This window comes from Streptomyces sp. (assembly GCF_035645055.1).
GTDB lineage: Bacteria > Actinomycetota > Actinomycetes > Streptomycetales > Streptomycetaceae > Streptomyces.
Map to the genome: position 1 here is coordinate 24,073 of NZ_DASQNH010000047.1, position 21,973 is coordinate 46,045.

The following is a 21,973-nucleotide window of genomic DNA, read 5'->3' on the forward strand; positions in this document are numbered from 1 at the left end:
GGGGGTCTCACGTGGCGGTGTCGTCGGGCGTATCCGGCCGGGTGTCGTCCCCGGTCCGGGGCAGGCCGCCCGTCGCTCCAGATGTGGTGTCCTGCTGAGCGGGCTCCCCGGAGGCGGAACCGTGAAGGTCCCGCCCGGCCCGCTCACTCTCGATGAGCTCGTTCAGCCAGCGCACTTCGCGCTCCACGGACTCCATTCCGTGGCGCTGGAGCTCAAGGGTGTAGTCGTCGAGGCGCTCTCGGGTGCGTGCCAGGGAGGCGCGCATCTTCTCCAGACGCTCCTCCAGCCGGCTGCGGCGGCCCTCCAGCACGCGCATGCGTACGTCGCGCGACGTCTGCCCGAAGAAGGCGAACCGCGCGGCGAAGCTCTCGTCCTCGTACGCGTCGGGGCCGGTCTGCGAGAGCAGCTGTTCGAAGTGCTCCTTACCCTCCGCCGTCAACCGGTAGACGATCTTGGCGCGCCGGCCCGCGAGCGGGGCGGTCGGCGCCTCCTCGGCTGTATGGCCCGGTTCTTCGATCAACCAGCCGTTTGCGACCAGCGTCTTGAGGCAGGGGTAGAGCGTCCCGTAGCTGAACGCGCGGAAGACACCCAATGACGTATTGAGTCGTTTGCGCAGCTCATAGCCGTGCATGGGGGATTCGCGGAGCAGGCCGAGTACGGCGAACTCAAGGATCCCGGAACGCCGGCTCATGGTCGCCTCCCCTCTTCCGCGGTCGTGCCTGTCACGGTCTTTATGCCGGGCTGATGTATCGACTCGATACATCAGCACGATAGAACGGGCCCTCTCCTGCGACAAGAGGGGGAATCGTGAGCGGCGTCACATCACCGATTAGTAGGAAGTGAGTTGCCTGTTTTGGGGTGAACCTCGGAGCTAGGCGGGTTTTGGTGCTGCGTAGTCTGTGCGGCATGCACACCACCGGGAACCGAGTTGCTTCTGGGGGCGTCCTCGTCCCCGGTGCAGTACGGGTGAATGCGGAACCGACCGCGTCCGTACTTCGGGGGGACCGGAAACCAGCCGCCGTTTCCAGGCGCGCAAGGGTGCGCCTGCCCGAGGAGTAGTCGTTCGATGAGCGAGCACCGTCGCAAACCGCCGCAGCCGCAGGGAGGCGGACGTGCCGCGGCCCGACGCGGCCAGTCCGGCTCGTCCTCCGGCCGCCGAGCGGCACCGCGAGGCGCCACTGGGTCTCCTTCCGATTCCTATGGGCCGGGTTCTGCCGGGCCGGAAGGCGAGGAGCGGCCGTACGGCGGCCGCGCCGAGGCCCGGCGGGCGGCCCAGAGGAACGGTGGCGGGCGCCGCCGAGCGGCCGAGAACGGGCGGCGTGGTCCCGGCGGTCCGAGCGGACCCGGGCGCGGCCGCGGGCGGACCGCCGCCGCCGACGGGAAGCGGTTCATCGACTACCCGCGCGCCGGCAAGTACGGCTGGCAGCGCTGGATGCCCTCCTGGAAGCTGATCTCCGGTCTCTTCCTGGGCTTCCTCGGCAGCCTGGTCGCCATCGCGGGCCTCGGCTACGCGATGGTGAGCGTCCCCAGCGAGGAGAACGCCGCCGCGCTGTCGCAGAACAACGTCTACTACTGGGCGGACGGCACCCAGATGGTGGCGACCGGCTCCGGCGAGAACCGGCAGAACATCACCATCGACCAGATCCCCAAGGACATGCGGTGGGCGGTGATCTCCGCCGAGAACAAGACCTTCTACGAGGACTCCGGCGTCGACCCCATGGGCATCGCCCGCGCCCTGGCCAACATGGCGACGGGCGGCGACACGCAGGGCGGTTCGACGATCACCCAGCAGTTCGTCAAGAACACCTACCTGAGCCAGGAACAGACCATCTCCCGGAAGTTCAAGGAGATGTTCATCTCGATCAAGGTGGGGACGAAGCTCGACAAGGACGAGATCCTTCAGGGCTACCTGAACACCTCGTACTACGGCCGTGGCGCGTACGGCATCCAGGCCGCCGCCCAGACCTACTACGGCAAGGACGCGGAAGACCTCAGCGCGAGCGAGTGCGCCTTCCTCGCGGCGCTGCTGAAGGGCCCGACGTACTACGACCCGGCCGGTAACGAGAGCCTGGACAAGTCGGCGACCCCGACCGCCAACCGCGAGCGCTCGGAGAAGCGCTGGCGCTGGATCCTCGGCGAGATGAACAAGGACGAACACCTTTCGGACGCCGACTACCAGAAGGCCGTCAGCGAGTACCCCGAGCCCCAGGGCCGCAAGGCGATCAAGGGCATGACCGGGCAGGTCAGCTACCTGGTCGACACCGCCAAGAAGTACGTGCTGGCCCACTCCGAGATCACGGAGGCCCAGTTCGACCAGGGCGGCTACCAGATCCACACGACCTTCGAGAAGGACAAGGTCGACGCCCTGGCCAAGGCCGTCAAGAAGATCGAGAAGGAGCGCCTCGACCCCAAGCGGGAGCTGGACAAGCACGTCCAGTTCGGCGCCGCGTCGGTGAAGCCCAACGACGGCGCGATCGTCGCCCTCTACGGCGGCGCGGGCTACGAGAACGGCCACTTCAACAACAACGCCGACACCGCCGGTGTCCCCGTCGGTTCGACGTGGAAGCCGTATGTGCTTGCCGCGGCCATGCAGTACGGCACGTACAAGAGTGACGGCGTCGGCGTCTCGCCGATGAGCAAGTACAACGGCAACGACCACCTCAAGGTCCAGAAGCCGGACGGCAGCTATTACCTCAAGAAGGACAACTCGCTCTTCTACCAGGAGAACGAGAGCGATCATCCCTGGGGATACATCACCCTGCACAAGGCGATGGAGCAGTCCGTGAACACGCCGTTCGTGCAGCTCGGTGTCGATGTCGGCATGGAGAAGGTGGCGGACGTCGCCAAGGGCACGGGCATCCTCGAGCAGAGCTTCTCCGACATCAACCCGTCGTTCGCGCTCGGCACCTCGACGCCCAGCGCGATCCGCATGGCCGACTCCTACGCGACCTTCGCGGCATCCGGCAAGCAGGCCGATCCGTACTCGGTGACGGAGGTCAAGCACAGCGGTCAGCCCGTTCCCGGCTTCGAGAAGCCGAAGGTCGCGCAGGCCATGCCCGAGAACGTGGCGAACAACGTCACGAAGGTCCTCGAGAACGTCATCGAGAACGGTACGGGTCAGAACGCCAAGGCCTTGGGACGCACGGCGGCCGGCAAGACCGGTACCACCGACGAGAACAAGTCCGCGTGGTTCGTCGGCTACACCCAGCAGCTGTCCACCGCGGTGGCGATGTTCCGCGAGAACCCGAAGAGCCACGCGCTGCTCTCCATGAACGGCACGGCCGGTGACGACTCCATCCACGGTGGTGACATCCCGACCTCGGTGTGGACCGAGTACATGAAGGTGGCGCTGAAGGGGAAGCCCGACCCCGGTTTCCCCGAGCCCACCCCGATCGGAGAGGTCTTCGACCAGGTGGGCGCCCCGACCCCGACGCCGACCGTCAGCGTGGAGCCCACCGAGACCGAGAGCGAGGAGCCCAGCCCTTCGCCCAGCACGTCCGAGCCCGAGCCCTCGCCCAGCCCGTCGGTGAGTGAGACCTGCGCCTTCGGCTGGTGCAACGAGAACGGCGGCGTGAACGGCGGCGGCGGCGACGACGACGGTGGTGGTGAGGGCGACGTGAGCCCTTCACCCAGTACCTCGGAGACATCCGAGAACGGGAACGGCAATGCCGGCGGTGGGAACGGAGGCTTCATCGGAGGCCCGGACGGTGAGTGACGCCGACCGCCACGGCTCCTCCTGAGCTGGCGGGAGTGCCCCTGTTTCACGTGAAACACTTCGTTTCACGTGAAACAGGGGCACTTTTCTCTTCGCGGCTCCCGCTGGGCCGACGTCACATGGGCTCTCCGTCGCGTACGGCAGGATGTGCCCCATGCCCAGTGCAGAAACGACGCGGACGAGCGCGCACGAGCCGGACCCGGTACGGCCGACGAAGGCCGACGAGGTCGCTGCGGCCGGCAGCGAGCTGATCGGTGGCCCCCTCGGGCGGCGGGCCCTGCTCGGGACGTCCTGGTGGACTCCCGTACGGGTGATCGCGCTGGTGGCGATCGGCGTGTTCGCCCTCGGACTGATCCAGAAGGCACCCTGCTACAACGGCGCCTGGTTCTTCGGCGCCAGCTCGCAGTACACGCACGCGTGCTACTCGGACATTCCCCACCTGTACCAGGGCCGCGGTTTCGCCGACGGGCTCGTGCCGTACTTCGACCGGCTCCCCGGCGACATGGAGTTCCTGGAGTACCCGGTGCTGACCGGCGTCTTCATGGAGGTCGCCGCCTGGCTCACCCCGGGCAGCGGCAGCATCCAGCACCAGGAGCAGTGGTACTGGATGGTCAACGCGGGAATGCTGATGGTCTGCGCGGCCGTCATCGCCGTCTGTGTGACCCGCACGCACGCCCGGCGCCCCTGGGACGGTCTGCTCGTCGCCCTGGCGCCCGCCTACGCGCTGACCGCGACCATCAACTGGGACCTGCTGGCCGTCGCGCTGACGGCCGCCGCCATGCTGATGTGGGCGCGGGGCCGCTCCCTCGCCTTCGGTGTCCTGCTCGGGCTCGCCACGGCCGCCAAGCTCTACCCTGTCTTTCTGCTCGGCCCGTTGTTCGTGCTGTGCTGGCGGGCGGGCAAGTGGCGGGACTTCGGCAAGGCGCTGGGAGGCGCGGCCGTCGCCTGGGTGGTGGTGAACGGGCCGGTGATGCTGTTCGCCTTCGAAGGATGGTCGAAGTTCTACCGGTTCAGCCAGGAACGCGGCGTGGACTTCGGGTCCTTCTGGCTGATCATGGCGCAGAACTCCAGCGACCCGCTCAGCACCGAGACCGTCAACACCTTCGCCACACTGCTGATGCTGCTGTGCTGTGCGGGCGTCGCGGCGCTCACCCTCACCGCCCCGCGCCGTCCGCGCTTCGCCCAGCTGGCGTTCCTGATCGTCGCGGCGTTCATCGTGACCAACAAGGTCTACTCGCCGCAGTACGTGCTGTGGCTGGTGCCGCTCGCCGCGCTGGCCCGGCCCCGGTGGCGGGACTTCCTCATCTGGCAGGCCTGCGAGGTCATGTACTTCCTGGGCATCTGGATGTACCTCGCGTACACGACCAGCGGTGACGCCCACAAGGGACTGCCGACCGACGGCTACCACTGGGCCATCGGTGTGCATCTGCTGGGGACGCTGTACCTGTGTGCCGTCGTCGTACGCGACATCCTCATGCCGGAGCGGGACGTGGTACGCCGGGACGGCGACGACGATCCCTCCGGAGGGGTCCTCGACGGAGCGGAGGACGTGTTCGTCCTCGGAGCCGCGGCCCGACCGCCGCGCCACGCCGCGCACTTCGAGGGGCCGCAGGGTCCCCAGGTCGAGTGGGGCGCGTCGAAGGCGGCCGACGGATCAGCCGGTTCCCCCAGTTCGCCCTGAGCGAACACGTCGTAGAGGCGGCACACGAAAGGCCGTACGCGGGGATCCGCGTACGGCCTTTGTGCTGCTCTGCTGACGTGCCTCGTGCGCTCAGCGGTCCACGAGCCGGTCGAACTGGGTGGTGGTGTGCCGCAGATGGGCCACCAGCTCGTCGCCGACCTTCGGCTCCGGGGCGTCGGCGGGCACGAACAGGATGGACACCTGCATGTGCGGCGGCTCGGCGAACCAGCGCTGCTTGCCGCCCCAGACGAACGGAGAAAGATTCCGGTTGACCGTGGCGAGGCCGGCCCGGGCGACGCCCTTGGCGCGCGGCATCACGCCGTGCAGCGCCTTGGGGGCCTCCAGACCCACCCCGTGCGACGTTCCGCCCGCCACGACCACCAGGAAGCCGTCGGAGGCCGCCTTCTGCTGCCGGTAGCCGAAGCGGTCGCCCTTGGAGACGCGGGTCACGTCCAGGACGGCGCCGCGGTACTCGGTGGCCTCGTGGTCGCCCAGCCACAGCCGCGTGCCGATGCGGGCGCGGAAACGCGTCTGCGGGAACTGCTGCTGAAGCCGGGCCAGATCCTCGGCCTTCAGGTGGCTGACGAACATCGTGTGCAGCGGGAGCCGGGCCGCGCGCAGCCGGTCCATCCAGCCGATGACCTCCTCGACGGCGTCCGAGCCGTCGGTGCGGTCCAGCGGCAGATGGATCGCGAAACCCTCCAGACGTACGTTCTCGATCGCGGCGTGCAGCTGCGGCAGGTCCTGCTCGCTGATGCCGTGCCGCTTCATCGAGGACATCACCTCGATGACCACCCGGGCGCCCACGAGGCCGTACACGCCGTCGATGGACGAAACCGACCGCACCACCCGGTCGGGCAGCGGCACGGGCTCCTCACCACGCCGGTACGGCGTCAGCACCAGCAGGTCACCGCCGAACCAGTCCTTGATCCGCGCGGCCTCGTACGTGGTGCCGACGGCCAGCATGTCGGCGCCCAAGCGCGTGGTCTCCTCCGCCAGCCGCTCGTGCCCGAAGCCGTAGCCGTTGCCCTTGCAGACCGGGACCAGTCCCGGGAACTGCTCCTGCACGTGCTTGTGGTGCGCCCGCCAGCGCGCGGTGTCGACGTAGAGCGTGAGCGCCATGGCCGGACCTGGAACCTTTCTCGTGGCTGCGGTGTATCAGAGGTATGGAAGCTGCCGAAGCTATCGAAGCAAACGCCCCGGGCTCAGCGGCGCGACATGTAGATGTCGAGCGCCTTGTGCAGCAGCTTGTTCAGCGGGAAGTCCCACTCGCCGAGGTATTCGGCGGCCTGGCCGCCCGTGCCCACCTTGAACTGGATCAGACCGAAGAGGTGGTCGGACTCGTCCAGCGAGTCGGAGATGCCCCGCAGGTCGTAGACGGTGGCGCCGAGCGCGTAGGCGTCGCGCAGCATCCGCCACTGCATCGCGTTCGAGGGCCGGACCTCACGGCCGATGTTGTCGGAGGCGCCGTAGGAGTACCAGACGTGGCCGCCGACGATCAGCATCGTCGCCGCCGACAGGTTCACACCGTTGTGCCGGGCGAAGTACAGCCGCATGCGGTTGGGGTCCTCGCTGTTGAGGGCCGTCCACATGCGCTGGAAGTACGACAGCGGGCGGGGCCGGAAGTGGTCGCGGACCGCCGTGATCTCGTACAGCCGCTGCCACTCCTCCAGATCGTGGTAGCCGCCCTGGACGACCTCGACCCCGGCCTTCTCGGCCTTCTTGATGTTGCGGCGCCACAGCTGGTTGAAGTTCTTGTGCACCTCTTCCAGGGACCGGTTGGCCAGCGGCACCTGGAAGACGTAGCGGGGCTGCACGTCACCGAAGCCGGCGCCGCCGTCCTCGCCCTGCTGCCAGCCCATCCGGCGCAGCTTGTCGGCCACCTCGAAGGCGCGCGGCTCGATGAAGTCGGCCTCGATGTCCCGCAGTCGCTTCACGTCCGGGTTCTGGATGCCCGCCTTGATGGAGGAGGCGTCCCAGCGCCGGATGACCACCGGCGGACCCATCTTCACGGAGAAGGCGCCTTGCTGCTTCAGATGCGCCAGCATGGGCCGGATCCAGTCCTCCAGATTCGGCGTGAACCAGTTGATGACCGGGCCCTCGGGCAAATAGGCGAGGTAGCGCTTGATCTTCGGCAGCTGGCGGTAGAGGACCAGACCCACGCCGACCAGCTCGCCCGTCCGCTCGTCGAACCAGCCGAGGTTCTCCGAGCGCCACTCCGCCTTGACATCAGCCCAGGCCGGGACCTGCATGTGGCTCGCCGCCGGCAGGCTCTGGATATAGGCCAGATGCTGCTCGCGACTGATGGTCCTCAGGGTCAGGCTCATTCGGGGCGCTCCTCGGGCTGGTGTGTCCCCATGGGTACAGGGGCTCCGGCTCTAGCGCCGAAGCCTACTGCGCCCGGGCACCGGCCCGACTGGGCGCACGGCACCTTCGCCCCGGCCGCACGGCCGCCGGGGCGCAGACGAGGTGCCGGTAGGGCCGGGGGCCTCAGCCGAAGAGGCCGCCGTGCGCCATGCCGAGGAAGAATCCGAGTCCGGAGGCACCGAGGCCCAGGATCAGCCCGAAGCGTTCGCGGGTCGTTTCCGAGATCCACTGGCCGTACGAGCCCGTGCAGATCCCCACCAGTCCGGTCCAGGAGCTGAGCAGATGCAGGCTCTGGAACTGCGCCGTGATGAAGGAGACCAGGCCGAGTACCAGGGTCACCGCCAGCAGGGCGCCCTGGACGGGGTGGGACCTGCCATCGGTGGCGAAGAGAGAGCCGGCGGTATTGGGTCGCAATGCCTGTGCCATGTGGCACCTCCTTGCGCGGAAGGCGGCGCACTGTAGCGCCGTACACACCCGATGTGTACAGAGTGCGTGCCCTCGCGGCCGGATTTCAACCGGAAGCGGGTGTGCGGGTAGTCTGTACCGTCTGCACCGGTGTCTGCCCAGGAACGCCAGGAGATAACACCCGGCCCACCTGGGGACGCCGCCCACCGACGTCTGATTGTCAGTGGCGGCCGATACCGTTGCGTACGCATCACAACCCTCCTGCCACGGAACGACCGTGGCCGCTGAGTCCAAAGGAGGTGGGTTCCACATGCGTCACTACGAGGTGATGGTCATCCTCGACCCCGATCTCGAGGAGCGCTCTGTCTCCCCGCTGATCGAGAACTTCCTTTCTGTCGTCCGTGACGGTGGCGGAAAGGTCGAGAAGGTCGACACCTGGGGCCGTCGTCGTCTCGCGTACGAGATCAAGAAGAAGCCCGAGGGCATCTACTCGGTCATCGACCTGCAGGCCGAGCCTGCGGTCGTCAAGGAGCTCGACCGCCAGATGAACCTGAACGAGTCGGTCCTCCGGACCAAGGTCCTCCGCCCCGAGACCCACTGAGCCCTGTCGCTCAGCTGATCTCGGGATTCGAGTAGCACCACCAGCAGCCAGCAGCAGCAAACCCGCCGAGAGGTTCCCCCATGGCAGGCGAGACCGTCATCACGGTCATCGGCAATCTTGTCGACGACCCCGAGCTGCGCTTCACCCCCTCCGGTGCGGCGGTCGCGAAGTTCCGTGTCGCGTCCACCCCCCGCACCTTCGACCGTCAGACCAACGAGTGGAAGGACGGCGAGAGCCTGTTCCTGACCTGCTCGGTCTGGCGCCAGGCGGCGGAGAACGTCGCCGAGTCCCTTCAGCGAGGCATGCGCGTCATCGTGCAGGGCCGGCTGAAGCAGCGGTCGTACGAGGACCGTGAGGGTGTCAAGCGCACGGTCTTCGAGCTGGACGTCGAGGAAGTCGGCCCCAGCCTGCGCAACGCCACGGCCAAGGTCACCAAGACCAGCGGCCGGGGTGGCCAGGGCGGTTACGGCGGCGGTGGCGGCGGCCAGCAGGGCGGCGGCTGGGGCGGCGGCCCCGGCGGTGGCCAGCAGGGTGGCGGCGCCCCCGCCGACGACCCCTGGGCGACCGGCGCTCCCGCCGGTGGCAACCAGGGTGGCGGCGGCTGGGGCGGCGGCTCCGGCTCCGGCGGCGGTGGCGGTGGCGGCTACTCGGACGAGCCTCCCTTCTAAGGGCGGGCTCGCACCCCAACTTCTTGATCACACAGGAGATACACCATGGCGAAGCCGCCTGTGCGCAAGCCGAAGAAGAAGGTCTGCGCTTTCTGCAAGGACAAGGTCACGTACGTGGACTACAAGGACACGAACATGCTGCGGAAGTTCATTTCCGACCGCGGCAAGATCCGTGCCCGCCGCGTGACCGGCAACTGCACGCAGCACCAGCGTGACGTCGCCACGGCCGTCAAGAACAGCCGTGAGATGGCGCTGCTGCCCTACACGTCCACCGCGCGCTAAGGGAAGGGTGACCGACAAATGAAGATCATCCTCACCCATGAGGTCTCCGGCCTCGGTGCCGCCGGCGACGTCGTCGACGTCAAGGACGGCTACGCTCGCAACTACCTGATCCCGCGGAAGTTCGCGATCCGCTGGACCAAGGGTGGCGAGAAGGACGTCGAGCAGATCCGTCGTGCTCGCAAGATCCACGAGATCCAGACCATCGAGCAGGCCAACGCTGTGAAGGCCCAGCTCGAGGGCGTCAAGGTCCGCCTGGCCGTTCGCTCCGGCGACGCCGGCCGTCTCTTCGGTTCCGTCACTCCGGCCGACGTCGCCTCGGCGATCAAGGCCGCCGGCGGTCCCGAGGTCGACAAGCGCCGCATCGAGCTCGGCGCGCCGATCAAGACCCTGGGCGCCCACGAGACGTCCGTGCGTCTGCACCCCGAGGTTGCCGCCAAGGTCAACATCGAGGTCGTCGCGGCCTGATCGCCGCGCTCGGCTTGAACAGCTGAGAGAGGGGCCGCACCCGTGCAGGGTGCGGCCCCTCTTCGTATGGTTCCTCTTCCTGGAGACGCTTGGTGTGGGGCGCTTTGTGCGGGCATCTCCGGTGGTGGCGTTTCACGTGAAACGGCGGTTTCACGTGAAACGGTCGGGTGGCAGTGTCAGCGGGTCGCCCCCGTGACGAGCCAGCGGCCTGAGCGGGTGCGCACCCATAGCGTGGCCATCCGCACGGTCATCATCAGCGTCATCGCGATCCACAGGACGGTGAGCCCGCCGCCGACCGTGGGAACGAACAGGGCCACCGGCGTGAAGACCGCCAGGGTGACCACCATTGCCCAGGCGAGGTACGGTCCGTCGCCGGCGCCCATCAGGACGCCGTCCAGGACGAAGACCACGCCGCTGATCGGCTGGGAGAGCGCCACCACGAGCAGGGCGGGCAGTGCGGCGTCCTTCACGGCGGGGTCACTGGTGAACAAGGGCAGGAAGAGCGGTCGGGAGACGATCACGAGCAGGCCCAGCAGGACGCCGACGGCGACGCCCCACTGCACCATGCGGCGGCAGACGTCCCGGGCGCGCTGGGCGTCACCGGCGCCGAGGTACCGCCCGATGATGGCCTGCCCGGCGATGGCGATGGCGTCGAGCGCGAAGGCGAGCAGACTCCACAGCGACAGGATGATCTGGTGGGCGGCGATGTCGGCATCACCGAGCCGGGCCGCCACCGCGGTGGCGATCATCAGGATCGCCCGCAGGGAGAGGGTGCGCACGAGCAGGGGGACGCCCGCCTGGGCAGAGGCCTTGATCCCGGCGGTGTCGGGGCGCAGCGAGGCCCCGTGGCGGCGGGCACCGCGGACGACCACCACGAGATAGGCGGTGGCCATGCCCAGCTGGGCGATCACGGTGCCCCAGGCGGAGCCCGCGATACCGAGGTCGGCTCCGTAGACGAGGCCCGCGTTGAGGGCGCCGTTGGCGACGAAGCCCGCGATGGCGACGTAGAGCGGGGTCTTGGTGTCCTGCAGTCCGCGCAGGACACCGGTCGCCGCGAGGACGACGAGCATGGCGGGTATGCCGAGCGCCGAGATGCGCAGATAGGTGATTGCGTGGGGGGCCGCTGAGTCGGAGGCGCCGAACAGCTCCACCAGGGAGGGGGCGGTGGGCAGGACGACGGCGATCACTCCGGCGCCCAGCAGCAGGGCCAGCCAGATGCCGTCCATGCCCTGGCGGATGGCAGCCTGGAGTTCACCGGCGCCCACGCGGCGGGCGACGGCGGCGGTGGTGGCGTAGGCGAGGAAGACGAAGACGCTCACCGCCGTGGTGAGGAGGGCGGAGGCGACGCCGAGACCGGCGAGCTGGGCGGTGCCGAGGTGGCCGACGATCGCGCTGTCGGCCAGGACGAACAAGGGCTCGGCGACCAGTGCACCGAAGGCCGGGACGGCCAGTGCGACGATCTCCCGATCGTGCTGTCGCCGGACGGCTGCGGGGGTCGCGGGAGCCTGTGTCATGAGCACCAATCTAATCGTCCACAGGTAAGAGATGCAAAGGGTCTGTGGCCCTTACTTCAAGTTCGGTGCCGCGCACTCCTGAGGGCGACGTGAGCTGATCTTGGTCCGACCGGGGAAGTTTTTCTTCTGCACAGCCGGTGGAAGGGAAAGTCGCAGGTCAGGCGCGTCTCATAAGGTCACGCGAGTTCTTGTTCACAGGGCTGTCCACCGGGTCGTGCACAGGTTTCGGGCAGTTCTCCACAGCATCGGGCCCGTCGTCCACATGGCCTGTGGATAACCAGATTGGCTGACGGTGCCGGGGGGCCTACCGTGGTCCGGCGCCCGCTCCGTCCGCCGACCGGGAAACCGTCATAAAACCGGCGCTTCAGATGCGGAGTTGGGCTTCTCGTTTTGTCAGTGCCGTGCCGTAGAAAAGAGGGCACGGCGAGGTCCGTTCCGCGGACGGGAGGAGGTGGCTCGGTGAGCATTTCCGAGCCCTTGGACGATCCGTGGGCCGACAGCGGTCCCAGCGATCGCCTGCCCTCCCGTCGGCGCCCCGAGGGCGGCCGAGGCCGCGACGAGCAGCACGACCGGGGCAGTGAGAACGGCGCGTGGGACGGGGGAGGCTCCGCCTTCGAGCGGGTCCCGCCCCAGGACCTCAACGCCGAGCAGTCCGTGCTCGGCGGCATGCTGCTCTCCAAGGACGCCATCGCCGACGTGGTCGAGATCCTCAAGGGCCATGACTTCTACAAGCCGGCCCATGAGACGATCTACCAGGCCATTCTGGACATCTACGCCAAGGGTGAGCCGGCCGACCCCATCACCATCGCCGCCGAGCTGACCAAGCGCGGCGAGATCAACAAGGTCGGCGGGGCCGCGTATCTGCACACCCTCGTCCAGACGGTGCCGACGGCGGCGAACGCGGAGTACTACGCGGAGATCGTCCACGAGCGCGCGGTCCTGCGCCGCCTGGTCGAGGCGGGCACCCGCATCACCCAGATGGGATACGCGGCCGACGACGACGTCGACGAGATCGTCAACCGCGCCCAGGCCGAGATCTACGCGGTCACCGAGCAGCGCACCAGCGAGGACTACCTTCCGCTGGGCGACATCATGGAGGGCGCCCTCGACGAGATCGAGGCGATCGGCTCGCGCAGCGGCGAGATGACCGGCGTCCCCACGGGATTCACCGACTTCGACTCGCTCACCAACGGTCTGCACCCGGGCCAGATGATCGTCATCGCCGCGCGTCCCGCCATGGGCAAGTCGACGCTCGCGCTGGACTTCGCCCGGGCCGCGTCGATCAAGCACAACCTGCCGAGCGTCATCTTCTCCCTCGAAATGGGCCGCAACGAGATCGCGATGCGTCTGCTGTCCGCCGAGGCCCGGGTCGCCCTGCACCACATGCGCTCGGGCACGATGACCGACGAGGACTGGACCCGGCTGGCCCGCCGGATGCCGGACGTCTCCGCGGCCCCGCTCTACATCGACGACTCCCCGAACCTGTCGATGATGGAGATCCGCGCCAAGTGCCGCCGCCTGAAGCAGCGCAACGACCTCCGGCTGGTCGTCATCGACTACCTCCAGCTGATGCAGTCCGGCGGCTCCAAGCGCGCGGAGAGCCGCCAGCAGGAGGTCTCGGACATGTCCCGGAACCTCAAGCTCCTGGCCAAGGAGCTGGAGGTCCCGGTCATCGCGCTGTCCCAGCTGAACCGTGGTCCCGAGCAGCGCACCGACAAGAAGCCGATGGTCTCGGACCTTCGAGAGTCCGGCTCCATCGAGCAGGACGCCGACATGGTCATCCTGCTGCACCGCGAGGACGCCTACGAGAAGGAGTCCCCCCGTGCGGGCGAGGCCGACCTGATCGTGGCCAAGCACCGAAACGGCCCGACGGCGACGATCACGGTCGCCTTCCAGGGCCACTACTCGCGGTTCGTCGACATGGCGCAGACCTGAGGTCAACGTCCGGGCCGCCCCTCGCGAGTCGGCCGGGTGTACGGCGCGAAATTGCTTCGCCCGGGCGGAGGCGGGGTTGTTACCGTCCCCCCGGCGCGAGAGACGCGTGTCCTTCGGACCAGGAGGTTGATGAATATGGCCGCCGTCGGCCGTCTTCAGCCTGCCCTTGTCCGGCCCGCGCGATAGCGGCGCGCGGCCCGGTCGTTCTGCCGACCAGGAGTGAACGTGTCTTTCTCTTCCTCACCTGCCCCTGCCGACCTGATCACCGAGCGTCTCGTCCTGAGGTCCTGGACCAGGGGCGAAGTCGCCGCGGTCCTCGGCGAGTCCAGGTCCGCGCACTGGGCGGACGACTTCCCCGCCGAGGGGGACCGCGTGATCGCCGGCCTCTTCGACCAGCACCCCGCCTGGTTCGGTGCCTACGGCCACCGGCTGATCATCGAGCGGGAGGGCGGTCTGGTGGTGGGTTCGATCGGTCTGTTCTGGCCGCCCAGCGAGGGTGTCGTCGAGATCGGGTACGGCATCGTGCCGTCCCGCCGCGGCCGGGGCTACGCGCCGGAGGCCACCGAGGCCCTGGCGAGGTTCGCCCTCGCCGCACCGGACGTCCACACCCTGATCGCCGACGTGGAACTCTCCAACCCGCCCTCGGTCCGTGTGCTGGAGAAGGCCGGTTTCCACCGGTGGGCCGGTGAGGGGAACGTGGTCCGGTTCCGGATCACGAGGTCGGACCACCAGCGAGGGTGCCCCCGGGGGCCCCGCATGTCGCCTGGGCGTGGTGGCGGCGTTGCCTCGGGGTAAATGAACTCGACGCCCCTGCCCTTGGCGGGATGGACTGGGCGCATGACGACATCTCACCAAGAGCTGCTTCCCGGCACTCGGCGGGCGCTGCTCCACCGGATCGCCGTGGCCCAGTCCGAAGGACGTACACCGTCGCTGGTGGCGGCCGTGGTCAGGGGCGGACGGGTCGTGTGGCACGGGGCGAGGACCTCGGTGGAGGGGCATGCTCCGGACGAGAACGTGCAGTACCGGATCGGCTCCATCACCAAGACCTTCACCGCGGTCCTCGTCCTCAGGCTGCGTGACGAGGGCGTCCTCGACCTCGGCGACCCGCTGGAGAAACATCTGCCCGGCACCGGCGCGGGGGAGGCGACCATCGCCGACCTGCTGGCGCACACCAGCGGCCTCGCCGCCGAGACCCCGTCGCCCTGGTGGGAACGCACCCCCGGTTCCCTGCGCCCGGAGATCGCGGACGTCCTCGGCGAACAGCCCTTCCGCCATCCGGTGGGCCGCCGCCACCACTACTCGAACCCCGGCTACACGCTGCTCGGCGCACTCGTCGAGAAGCTGCGCGGTGCTCCCTGGGAGGACGTCCTCCGACGCGAAGTGCTCGAACCGCTGGGCCTGAACCGAACGAGCGCCCAGCCGTCCGCCCCGCATGCCGGTGCATGGGCGGTGCACCCCTGGGCCGATGTGCTGCTGCCGGAACCGGCGGAGGACCTGGGCCGGATGGCCCCGGCCGGGCAACTGTGGTCCACGACCGGTGACTTGGCCAAGTTTGCCGCCTTCCTGACGTACGGCGACGATCGGGTGCTGAGCACGCGGACGGTACGGGAGATGCGGACGCCCGCCGCCCCGGCAGAACTCGCGGACCTCGCCGACGGCGTCACCTACGGCCTCGGACTTCAGATCTTCCACTGGGACGGCCGGCTGCTGGTGGGCCACTCGGGTTCGCTGCCGGGCTTTCTGGCGAACCTCACCATCAGCGTGGACGACGATGTCGCGGCGGTCGTGCTGACCAACTGCACCTCCGGACCGCTGCCGGCCACCCTGGGCGCCGACCTCGTACGGATCGTCGCCGAAGCGGAGCCCCGGATCCCCGAGCCCTGGCGTCCGCTGCCCGAAGTCGATCCGTCCGTGCTGGAGTTGGCGGGGCAGTGGTACTGGGGGACGCAGGTGTTCGCGCTACGGCTCACGGCCGACAGCGGTGTCTCCCTCGGGCCGCTGGCCGCCACCGGACGCCGCTCCCGGTTCCGTGCGAACGGCGACGGCACCTGGACCGGCCTGGAGGGCTACTACGCCGGGGAAGTGCTGCGGGCCGTACGGCGACCGGACGGGTCCGTCAGCCATCTGGACCTCGGCTCGTTCGTCTTCACCCGCCGGCCGTACGACGAGACGGCCGATGTTCCGGGAGGCGTGGACCCCGAGGGGTGGCGGGGGGTCAAGTAGGGCCGGTCGACGATCGATGAAGGGGGCTGTTCCGCGCTGACCCGGGTTGTCTCACGAGCTGTTTCACGTGAAACTGCCCCCTTCGTCGATCAGAGCTGAAGCTTGAAGCCGACGTGGGACGCCGTGAATCCCAGTCGCTCGTAGAAGCGGTGGGCGTCCACGCGGGACTTGTCGGACGTCAGCTGCACCAGCTGGCAGCCCTCGCTCCGGGACGTCTCGATCGCCCACTCGATGAGCTGGGTTCCCAGGCCGCTGCCCCGCTCCTCGGCGTGGATGCGGACCGCCTCGATGATCGACCGGACGGTCCCACGCCGGGAGAGGCCGGGGATGATCGTGAGCTGGAGCGTTCCCACGACGCGGCCTTCGCGGGCCGCCACGACCAGGTGCTGGTTGGGGTCGTCGGTGAGCCGCTGGAGGGCGGCCAGATACGGACGCAGATCGTCGGGTGACTCGCGCTGGGCGCCCAGCGGGTCGTCCGCGAGCATCGCCACGATCGCGGGGACGTCGTCGGCGACCGCGGCACGTATCTCAAGATCTCCCATGCCCGCACCCTATGCGGCCACGCGCCCCGACTCCACGACCCGCACCAGTGGAGCCAGCTCCGGCACCTTGACCGCCTCGTTCAACGCCTCGCGCAGCGCGGCGTCATTGGTCGGGCGGGCCTCCGCCAGCAGCTTCAGGCCCGTCTCGGTGACGTTGGTGTAGATGCCGCGACGGTCCGTGGGGCACAGGTAGCGCTCCAGCAGGCCGCGGTCCTCCAGTCGGGTCACGAGACGCGTGGTGGCGCTCTGGCTGAGCACGACCGCGTCGGCGACCTGCTTCATCTGCAGGTGCCCGCCTTCACCGTCGTGCTGTCGGCTGAGCACGTCGAGCAGGGAGTACTCGCGCACGCTCAGCCCGTGCCTGGCCTGGAGAGCGCGCTCGATGTGCGCCTCGATGCGGCCGTGCAGCAGGGAGAGGGCGCACCAGCCCTGGGCGAGGGCGGTGAGCGCGGGGTCCGTCGCTGTCATGGGCGTTCTCCTCCGTCCCGGGGCGGCTGGTTACCAGGATAGAGCACCAACGCAATAGCCCGCGCTTGCAACTATCCCGCGTATGCAACTATTGTGGACGCACGCAAAGCGCTCCTGCAATCGTCTGGGAAGGTGTACCCCCCTCATGCCTCTCGCGCTACTGGCCCTCGCGATCGGGGCCTTCGGAATCGGAACGACCGAGTTTGTGATCATGGGCTTGCTGCCCGAGGTCGCAGCCGACTACGGGGTCTCCATCCCCACCGCCGGGTACCTGGTGACCGGCTACGCCCTCGGCGTGATGTTCGGCGCCCCGCTGATGACCGTGCTCGGCACCAAGATCTCCCGCAAGCGGATGCTGATGCTGCTGATGGGTCTGTTCATCGTCGGCAACCTGCTGTCCGCTGTCGCCCCCGTCTTCGGGGTCATGCTGATCGGCCGGGTGGTCGCCTCACTCGCCCACGGCGCCTTCTTCGGCATCGGCTCGGTCGTCGCGGCCGACCTGGTCGCCCCGGACAAGAAGGCCGGAGCCATCGCGATGATGTTCACCGGACTGACCGTCGCCAACGTCGTCGGCGTCCCGCTGGGCACCCTTGTCGGCCAGTCCATCGGCTGGCGCGTCACCTTCGCCATCGTCGCCGCACTCGGTGTCGTCGGCCTGGCGGGCATCGCCAAGCTCGTGCCCGACATGCCCAAGCCGGAAGGCGTGCGCCTGCGTCACGAGGTGGCCGCCTTCAAGAACGTCCAGGTCCTGCTCGCCATGGCGATGACCGTCCTCGGTTTCGGCGGCGTGTTCGCGGCCATCACCTACATCGCGCCGATGATGACCCACGCCGCCGGCTTCGCCGAGGGCTCCGTGACCTGGCTGCTGGTCCTCTTCGGCCTCGGCATGGTCGGCGGCAACCTCGTCGGCGGCAGGTTCGCCGACCGCGCGCTGATGCCCATGCTCTACGTCTCGCTGGGTGCCCTCGCCCTGGTGCTCGCCCTCTTCACGTTCACCGCGCACAACAAGATCCTCGCGGCCGTCACGATCACGCTGATCGGTGCCCTGGGCTTCGCCACCGTGCCGCCGCTGCAGAAGCGGGTCCTCGACCAGGCGCACGGCGCCCCGACGCTGGCCTCCGCCGTGAACATCGGCGCCTTCAACCTCGGCAACGCCCTCTCCGCCTGGCTCGGCGGCCTCGTGATCGCGGCCGGACTCGGCTACACCGCCCCCAACTGGGTGGGCGCACTGCTGGCCGCCGCGGCCCTGCTCCTGGCCGTCCTCTCGGCCGCCCTGGAACGGCGCGGGACCACTCCCGTACCGGCGTCCGTGCCCCTCGCCGAGCAGCGGACCGTCGTCCACCACTGACCTGATCGCCCACCGATCCGGTCCATCACCGAGCCGGTCCACCTCCGGGCTGATCGGAAGGCCGCGGGGCCAGGGCCGTCCCCGCGGTCGCCACGACAGTCCTCGCAACAACGGCCGTACCTCGCCACAAGGAGAAACCCCCTCATGAGCACCACCACCACCGTCAGCCCGCTGACCACGCAGGACGCCGAGACCCTGGTCGCCGCCGCCTCCCGCGCCGCCGAGGCCGCGGGCGTCACGGTCAGCGTCACCGTCCTGGACGCCGGCGGCCATCTGCTGGCCTTCCGCCGGGACGACCGAGCCGTCCTGATCTCCGGGGAGACCAGCACCCGGAAGGCGTACACCGCCCTCCAGCTGAACGCCCCGACCGCGGACCTGGTCGACGCGGTCAAGCCCGACGGTCCCTTCCACAGCCTCCCGACGGCGCTCAGCCAGCCGCTGCTCTTCATCGCGGGCGGCGTTCCGGTGCACCGCGACGGCCGGCTGATCGGCGCCATCGGTGTCGGCGGCGGAGCGCCGGAGCAGGACCACGCCTTCGCCACCACCGCCGTGGAAGCCCTCGCCTGACCGGTCGGCTCCCCCGCGTGACGAAGACGCCGGTTCCCGAAACGGGACCGGCGTCTTCCGCTGTGGGCGGCCGAACTCGCGGTGTGGTGAGCCAGCCCGCGGTGTGAGGCGTCAGCCTGCGGCCACCGTCAGGGGAGCGAAGCGCCGGCTCCAGTCACCGGGCAGCTCCCCGATGCCGTGTGTCATCACCGCGTTGAAGGCGACGGACGCCAACCCGCGCTCCTTCGCCCACGCCAGCAGCTCTTCGTGCCGCACATCGATGTCGGTCCGCAGCGGACGGTCGGTGTGGGCGGCCAGGGAGGCGATGAGCGCCTGCGCGGTCTCCGTGTCGCGGGCGATCAGCGGGCCCACCACATGGGTGTCCATGTTGGGCCACGCGGCCGTATAGCCGATGATCCGGCCGCGCTCCTCGGCGACCCGCAGCTGGTCGGCGAAGGCGGGCAGCCGGGTGATGATGTGTGTCCGGTCGGCGCCGAACACCTCCTCGTCCAGCCGCAGGATCGCCTGAAGATCCTCGGCCGTGGCCGGGCGGGTGGCGACCTTCGGTTCCGGCCCGCCCGGAGTGAAGCGACCGCGCAGCATCTCGGCCCGGCCGGTGACCTTGAAGCCGAGTTCCTCGTAGAGCGGGAGGCCGTAGGGCGTCGCATGCAGCGTCAGCGGGGTGGTGCCCATGAGGGAGACGACATGGCGCATCAGACGGCGTCCGATGCCTCGGCGGGCGTGCCGATCGGCGACCAGCACCATGCCGATGGCCGCCAGATCGGGGCGGTCATGAGGGCCGTACTCCGTGACGGCGCAGGCGCCGACCAGGCCGCCGTCGGGATCGTCGATGCCGTATCCCTTCCCGGCGGTGAGGAGGAAGCCCCACTTGTGCTCCTCGCGTGGCCACCCCCGATTCTCGGACAGGTCGGCGCAGGCGGAGAGATCGCGGAGCGTCAGACGGCGGATGGGCAGAGCGGCGACGGAAGGAGTGGGCACGCAGGTCAGGCTGTCCGACGGGTGCCCTCGGCGTCCACCTGTTTCGAGTGAGACGTACGTCCTTTTAGCCATGCCGTGACCATGGGCGCAGCAGGACGACACAGACGAGATGTTTCACGTGAAACGTCGACGAACGGCGGGCGTCCGCCTGATGCGTCAGAAAGTCGATGGGCTCACCACCGCCGCCGGTAGCCTCGGGGCCCATGGCGAGACTGCATCTGTTCGACCTTGACGGCACCTTGCTGCACGGGCCCTCGGCTCCGGTGGAGCTCTCACGGGGGCGACTACTGCGCTGACGGGCCTGGCTACCCACGCGTATGAGGGGAAGGATCTGTGGGATGCCTATGAATTGATCTGTGAAGCCCGGTGATTGAGAGAACTCATGGTTCGCCCCGTGGTCGGATTCGTGAGGGATGAAGGGGGGACTTGTGTGCGGCGCGGTGGCCGGTAGGGTCGAATCCGGTTTCCAGGCCGAGAAGAGGTGACAGGCCTCCCGGGGAGGGGCGGGAGCAGGGCAGAGCAGCCTGACCGGACGGCGAGATCGAGGACTCGCGTTCCGGGGTATACGGCTGAGGCATAACGGAGAGACGGGTTGGACGACGCCGCGTCGACGCGGCAGCGCACGGGGAAGACCAAGCCGTCTGCGGGGGAAGCAGGCACCTTCCGATCGCGGAAGTGCGCAGACCGACCGAGAGATGTTCGAGGCGAGGCACAGCATGGACGCTCCGACCACCACGTCGGCCGACAACGGCACGTCCGGCGGCGGGGACGGCTGGTTCACGCCACGCAAGAAGCCGGTGATGACGGAACCGGAGAACGAGCGGGACACGGCAGCCGCTCCCGAGCCCGCCGAGGTATCCACGGCGCCGCCGATATCCGCCCCTCAGTCCTTCACGTCTCCGATATCCGCCCCCGAGCCGGCGGCATCCCCGATAACCGCCCCTGAGCCCGCGGCATCCCCGACATCCGCCCCCGAGTCCTTCGCGGCCCCGGTGTCCCGCGGTCCCCACCGCGTCCCCGTCCAGCGCCCGGCCCCCGCCGAGGAACCACAGCCGTCCGCTCCGGCTCCGGAGGTGTCACCGGACGCGGTGCTCGTCCGCCGGACGATGGCCGAGATCGCCCCCGTGGCCGACAAGGTCACCTCCTACTTCTACGCGCTGCTCTTCGTCCGCCACCCCGACCTGCGGTCCCTGTTCCCGCCCGCGATGGACGCCCAGCGGGACCGCCTGCTCAAGGCCCTGCTCACCGCCGCGGAGCACATCGACAACACTCCGGTCCTCGTCGACTACCTGCAGAACCTGGGCCGGGGACACCGCAAGTACGGCACCCGGCCCGAGCACTACCCGGCCGTCGGCGAATGCCTCATCGGCGCCCTGAGCCGGTATGCCGAAGCGGTGTGGGACAAGGAGACGGAAGCGGCCTGGGTGCGGACGTACACGACGATCTCGCAGGTCATGATCGACGCGGCGGCCGTGGACGAGCTGCGCGCCCCCGCCTGGTGGTACGCGGAGGTCGTCTCGCACGAACTGCGGACCTCCGACATCGCGGTCCTCACCGTCCGCCCGGATCAGCCGTACCCCTTCCTCGCCGGGCAGTACACGAGCGTCGAGACTCCGTGGTGGCCGCGCGTCTGGCGGCACTATTCCTTCGCCTCCGCCCCGCGCTCGGACGGCCTGCTGACGTTCCACGTGAAGGCGGTCCCCGCGGGCTGGGTCTCCAACGCCCTGGTGCACCGAGCCCGTCCCGGCGACATCATCCGTCTCGGCCCCCCGGCCGGTTCCATGACCGTCGACCACACGACCGACAGCGGACTGCTCTGTCTGGGCGGCGGGACCGGCATCGCCCCCATCAAGGCGCTCGTCGAGGATGTCGCCGAGCACGGCGAACGACGGCAGGTCGAGGTCTTCTACGGCGCCCGCACCGACCAGGACCTGTACGACATCGACACGATGCTCAGGCTCCAGCAGAGTCATCCCTGGCTGTCGGTCCGGGCCGTCATCGATCAGCAGGCGCACGTACAGCTCCCCGACGCCATACGGGAATACGGCCCCTGGTACGAGTACGACGCCTACCTCTCGGGTCCGCCCGGAATGATCCGCAGCGGCGTGGACGCCCTCCGGAACGTCGGCATCCCGCTGAACCGCATACGACACGACTCGCTGGAGGATCTCGTCGCGGCGACCGGCTGAGGCCGGGACACGGCACAGGCGAGTC

At 69.0% G+C, this 21,973-nt stretch carries 20 protein-coding genes and 1 pseudogene; 13 read left to right on the top strand and 8 right to left on the bottom strand.

The features are described from left to right. Positions 1 to 7: 7 nt before the first annotated feature. Positions 8 to 691 (bottom strand): PadR family transcriptional regulator, encoded by a 684-nt coding sequence (locus tag VE614_RS15700; protein ID WP_324936863.1) that lies wholly within the window; start codon positions 689 to 691, stop codon positions 8 to 10. 741 nt (positions 692 to 1,432) lie between these two features. Between VE614_RS15700 and VE614_RS15705 the strand changes: the two genes are divergently transcribed. Beyond that, positions 1,433 to 3,715, top strand: coding sequence for a transglycosylase domain-containing protein (locus VE614_RS15705; RefSeq protein WP_324936865.1), 2,283 nt, complete (start codon positions 1,433 to 1,435; stop codon positions 3,713 to 3,715). Between the two features lie 154 nt (positions 3,716 to 3,869). Continuing rightward, the gene (locus VE614_RS15710) at positions 3,870 to 5,396 is read left to right on the top strand and encodes a glycosyltransferase family 87 protein (RefSeq protein WP_324936867.1); all 1,527 of its coding nucleotides are present in this window, start codon (positions 3,870 to 3,872) and stop codon (positions 5,394 to 5,396) included. Between the two features lie 90 nt (positions 5,397 to 5,486). Here VE614_RS15710 and VE614_RS15715 read toward each other — a convergent pair whose 3' ends face one another. The 3 genes from VE614_RS15715 to VE614_RS15725 all read right to left on the bottom strand — a co-directional run bounded on the left by VE614_RS15715 (position 5,487) and on the right by VE614_RS15725 (position 8,189). Then, a complete protein-coding gene (locus VE614_RS15715; protein ID WP_324936869.1) occupies positions 5,487 to 6,518 on the bottom strand; it encodes an alanine racemase in 1,032 nt (343 codons plus the stop codon). An 83-nt stretch (positions 6,519 to 6,601) separates the two neighbouring features. After that, positions 6,602 to 7,723 carry a peptidoglycan bridge formation glycyltransferase FemX gene (gene femX, locus VE614_RS15720; RefSeq protein ID WP_324936871.1) on the bottom strand — a complete coding sequence of 374 codons (1,122 nt, stop codon included), beginning with the start codon at positions 7,721 to 7,723 and terminating at the stop codon, positions 6,602 to 6,604. Positions 7,724 to 7,886: 163 nt separating this feature from the next. Beyond that, positions 7,887 to 8,189 (bottom strand): hypothetical protein, encoded by a 303-nt coding sequence (locus VE614_RS15725; RefSeq protein ID WP_324936872.1) that lies wholly within the window; start codon positions 8,187 to 8,189, stop codon positions 7,887 to 7,889. Positions 8,190 to 8,478: 289 nt separating this feature from the next. Here VE614_RS15725 and rpsF point away from each other — a divergent pair, with 289 nt between their 5' ends. The 4 genes from rpsF to rplI all read left to right on the top strand — a co-directional run bounded on the left by rpsF (position 8,479) and on the right by rplI (position 10,184). Further along, entirely contained in the window at positions 8,479 to 8,769 is a 291-nt protein-coding gene (gene rpsF / locus VE614_RS15730; RefSeq protein ID WP_009189556.1) for a 30S ribosomal protein S6, read from the top strand. Positions 8,770 to 8,849: 80 nt separating this feature from the next. Beyond that, positions 8,850 to 9,437, top strand: a complete 588-nt coding sequence (locus tag VE614_RS15735) for a single-stranded DNA-binding protein (protein ID WP_324936875.1) — start codon at positions 8,850 to 8,852, stop codon at positions 9,435 to 9,437. Positions 9,438 to 9,482: 45 nt separating this feature from the next. Next, positions 9,483 to 9,719 carry a 30S ribosomal protein S18 gene (gene rpsR, locus VE614_RS15740; RefSeq protein WP_003949403.1) on the top strand — a complete coding sequence of 79 codons (237 nt, stop codon included), beginning with the start codon at positions 9,483 to 9,485 and terminating at the stop codon, positions 9,717 to 9,719. A gap of 18 nt (positions 9,720 to 9,737) precedes the next feature. After that, positions 9,738 to 10,184, top strand: a complete 447-nt coding sequence (rplI, locus tag VE614_RS15745) for a 50S ribosomal protein L9 (protein ID WP_073944741.1) — start codon at positions 9,738 to 9,740, stop codon at positions 10,182 to 10,184. 176 nt (positions 10,185 to 10,360) lie between these two features. On the opposite strand, the gene VE614_RS15750 is transcribed toward rplI, so the two are convergent. Then, positions 10,361 to 11,698: an MATE family efflux transporter gene (locus VE614_RS15750; protein ID WP_324936878.1), complete on the bottom strand. Its 1,338-nt coding sequence runs from the start codon at positions 11,696 to 11,698 to the stop codon at positions 10,361 to 10,363. 459 nt (positions 11,699 to 12,157) lie between these two features. Here VE614_RS15750 and dnaB point away from each other — a divergent pair, with 459 nt between their 5' ends. From dnaB to VE614_RS15765, 3 genes are all read left to right on the top strand, one after another. Further along, on the top strand, positions 12,158 to 13,633 hold the full coding sequence (gene dnaB / locus VE614_RS15755; RefSeq protein ID WP_324936880.1) for a replicative DNA helicase: 1,476 nt from the start codon (positions 12,158 to 12,160) through the stop codon (positions 13,631 to 13,633). Between the two features lie 225 nt (positions 13,634 to 13,858). Continuing rightward, positions 13,859 to 14,428, top strand: coding sequence for a GNAT family N-acetyltransferase (locus VE614_RS15760; protein WP_324936882.1), 570 nt, complete (start codon positions 13,859 to 13,861; stop codon positions 14,426 to 14,428). A 42-nt stretch (positions 14,429 to 14,470) separates the two neighbouring features. Further along, the gene (locus VE614_RS15765; RefSeq protein ID WP_324936884.1) at positions 14,471 to 15,856 is read left to right on the top strand and encodes a serine hydrolase domain-containing protein; all 1,386 of its coding nucleotides are present in this window, start codon (positions 14,471 to 14,473) and stop codon (positions 15,854 to 15,856) included. 89 nt (positions 15,857 to 15,945) lie between these two features. Here VE614_RS15765 and VE614_RS15770 read toward each other — a convergent pair whose 3' ends face one another. Both VE614_RS15770 and VE614_RS15775 read right to left on the bottom strand, forming a co-directional pair. Beyond that, positions 15,946 to 16,398: a GNAT family N-acetyltransferase gene (locus VE614_RS15770; protein WP_324936886.1), complete on the bottom strand. Its 453-nt coding sequence runs from the start codon at positions 16,396 to 16,398 to the stop codon at positions 15,946 to 15,948. 9 nt (positions 16,399 to 16,407) lie between these two features. Further along, positions 16,408 to 16,866, bottom strand: coding sequence for a MarR family winged helix-turn-helix transcriptional regulator (locus VE614_RS15775; RefSeq protein ID WP_324936888.1), 459 nt, complete (start codon positions 16,864 to 16,866; stop codon positions 16,408 to 16,410). Between the two features lie 145 nt (positions 16,867 to 17,011). Here VE614_RS15775 and VE614_RS15780 point away from each other — a divergent pair, with 145 nt between their 5' ends. Then, positions 17,012 to 18,214, top strand: coding sequence for an MFS transporter (locus tag VE614_RS15780; protein ID WP_324936890.1), 1,203 nt, complete (start codon positions 17,012 to 17,014; stop codon positions 18,212 to 18,214). 144 nt (positions 18,215 to 18,358) lie between these two features. Beyond that, entirely contained in the window at positions 18,359 to 18,781 is a 423-nt protein-coding gene (locus tag VE614_RS15785) for a GlcG/HbpS family heme-binding protein (protein WP_324936892.1), read from the top strand. A gap of 111 nt (positions 18,782 to 18,892) precedes the next feature. Here the strand turns inward: VE614_RS15785 and VE614_RS15790 are convergent, their stop codons facing one another. Next, positions 18,893 to 19,759, bottom strand: coding sequence for a GNAT family N-acetyltransferase (locus VE614_RS15790; RefSeq protein ID WP_324936894.1), 867 nt, complete (start codon positions 19,757 to 19,759; stop codon positions 18,893 to 18,895). Positions 19,760 to 19,962: 203 nt separating this feature from the next. Here VE614_RS15790 and VE614_RS15795 point away from each other — a divergent pair. Together VE614_RS15795 and VE614_RS15800 are read left to right on the top strand one after the other, a co-directional pair. Then, a pseudogene (locus VE614_RS15795) lies at positions 19,963 to 20,037 on the top strand (hydrolase); the annotation flags it as partial. A 438-nt stretch (positions 20,038 to 20,475) separates the two neighbouring features. Next, positions 20,476 to 21,948, top strand: coding sequence for a globin domain-containing protein (locus tag VE614_RS15800; protein WP_324936897.1), 1,473 nt, complete (start codon positions 20,476 to 20,478; stop codon positions 21,946 to 21,948). The last annotated feature ends 25 nt before the right edge of the window (positions 21,949 to 21,973 follow it).

Coding starts and splice junctions, on each gene's coding strand:
- VE614_RS15700 (WP_324936863.1), bottom strand. CDS start 691: ATGAGCCGGCGTTCCGGGATCCTTGAGTTCGCCGTACTCGGCCTGCTC.
- VE614_RS15705 (WP_324936865.1), top strand. CDS start 1,433: ATGCCCTCCTGGAAGCTGATCTCCGGTCTCTTCCTGGGCTTCCTCGGC.
- VE614_RS15710 (WP_324936867.1), top strand. CDS start 3,870: ATGCCCAGTGCAGAAACGACGCGGACGAGCGCGCACGAGCCGGACCCG.
- VE614_RS15715 (WP_324936869.1), bottom strand. CDS start 6,518: ATGGCGCTCACGCTCTACGTCGACACCGCGCGCTGGCGGGCGCACCAC.
- femX (WP_324936871.1), bottom strand. CDS start 7,723: ATGAGCCTGACCCTGAGGACCATCAGTCGCGAGCAGCATCTGGCCTAT.
- VE614_RS15725 (WP_324936872.1), bottom strand. CDS start 8,189: ATGGCACAGGCATTGCGACCCAATACCGCCGGCTCTCTCTTCGCCACC.
- rpsF (WP_009189556.1), top strand. CDS start 8,479: ATGCGTCACTACGAGGTGATGGTCATCCTCGACCCCGATCTCGAGGAG.
- VE614_RS15735 (WP_324936875.1), top strand. CDS start 8,850: ATGGCAGGCGAGACCGTCATCACGGTCATCGGCAATCTTGTCGACGAC.
- rpsR (WP_003949403.1), top strand. CDS start 9,483: ATGGCGAAGCCGCCTGTGCGCAAGCCGAAGAAGAAGGTCTGCGCTTTC.
- rplI (WP_073944741.1), top strand. CDS start 9,738: ATGAAGATCATCCTCACCCATGAGGTCTCCGGCCTCGGTGCCGCCGGC.
- VE614_RS15750 (WP_324936878.1), bottom strand. CDS start 11,698: ATGACACAGGCTCCCGCGACCCCCGCAGCCGTCCGGCGACAGCACGAT.
- VE614_RS15765 (WP_324936884.1), top strand. CDS start 14,471: ATGACGACATCTCACCAAGAGCTGCTTCCCGGCACTCGGCGGGCGCTG.
- VE614_RS15770 (WP_324936886.1), bottom strand. CDS start 16,398: ATGGGAGATCTTGAGATACGTGCCGCGGTCGCCGACGACGTCCCCGCG.
- VE614_RS15775 (WP_324936888.1), bottom strand. CDS start 16,866: ATGACAGCGACGGACCCCGCGCTCACCGCCCTCGCCCAGGGCTGGTGC.
- VE614_RS15780 (WP_324936890.1), top strand. CDS start 17,012: ATGCCTCTCGCGCTACTGGCCCTCGCGATCGGGGCCTTCGGAATCGGA.
- VE614_RS15785 (WP_324936892.1), top strand. CDS start 18,359: ATGAGCACCACCACCACCGTCAGCCCGCTGACCACGCAGGACGCCGAG.
- VE614_RS15800 (WP_324936897.1), top strand. CDS start 20,476: ATGGACGCTCCGACCACCACGTCGGCCGACAACGGCACGTCCGGCGGC.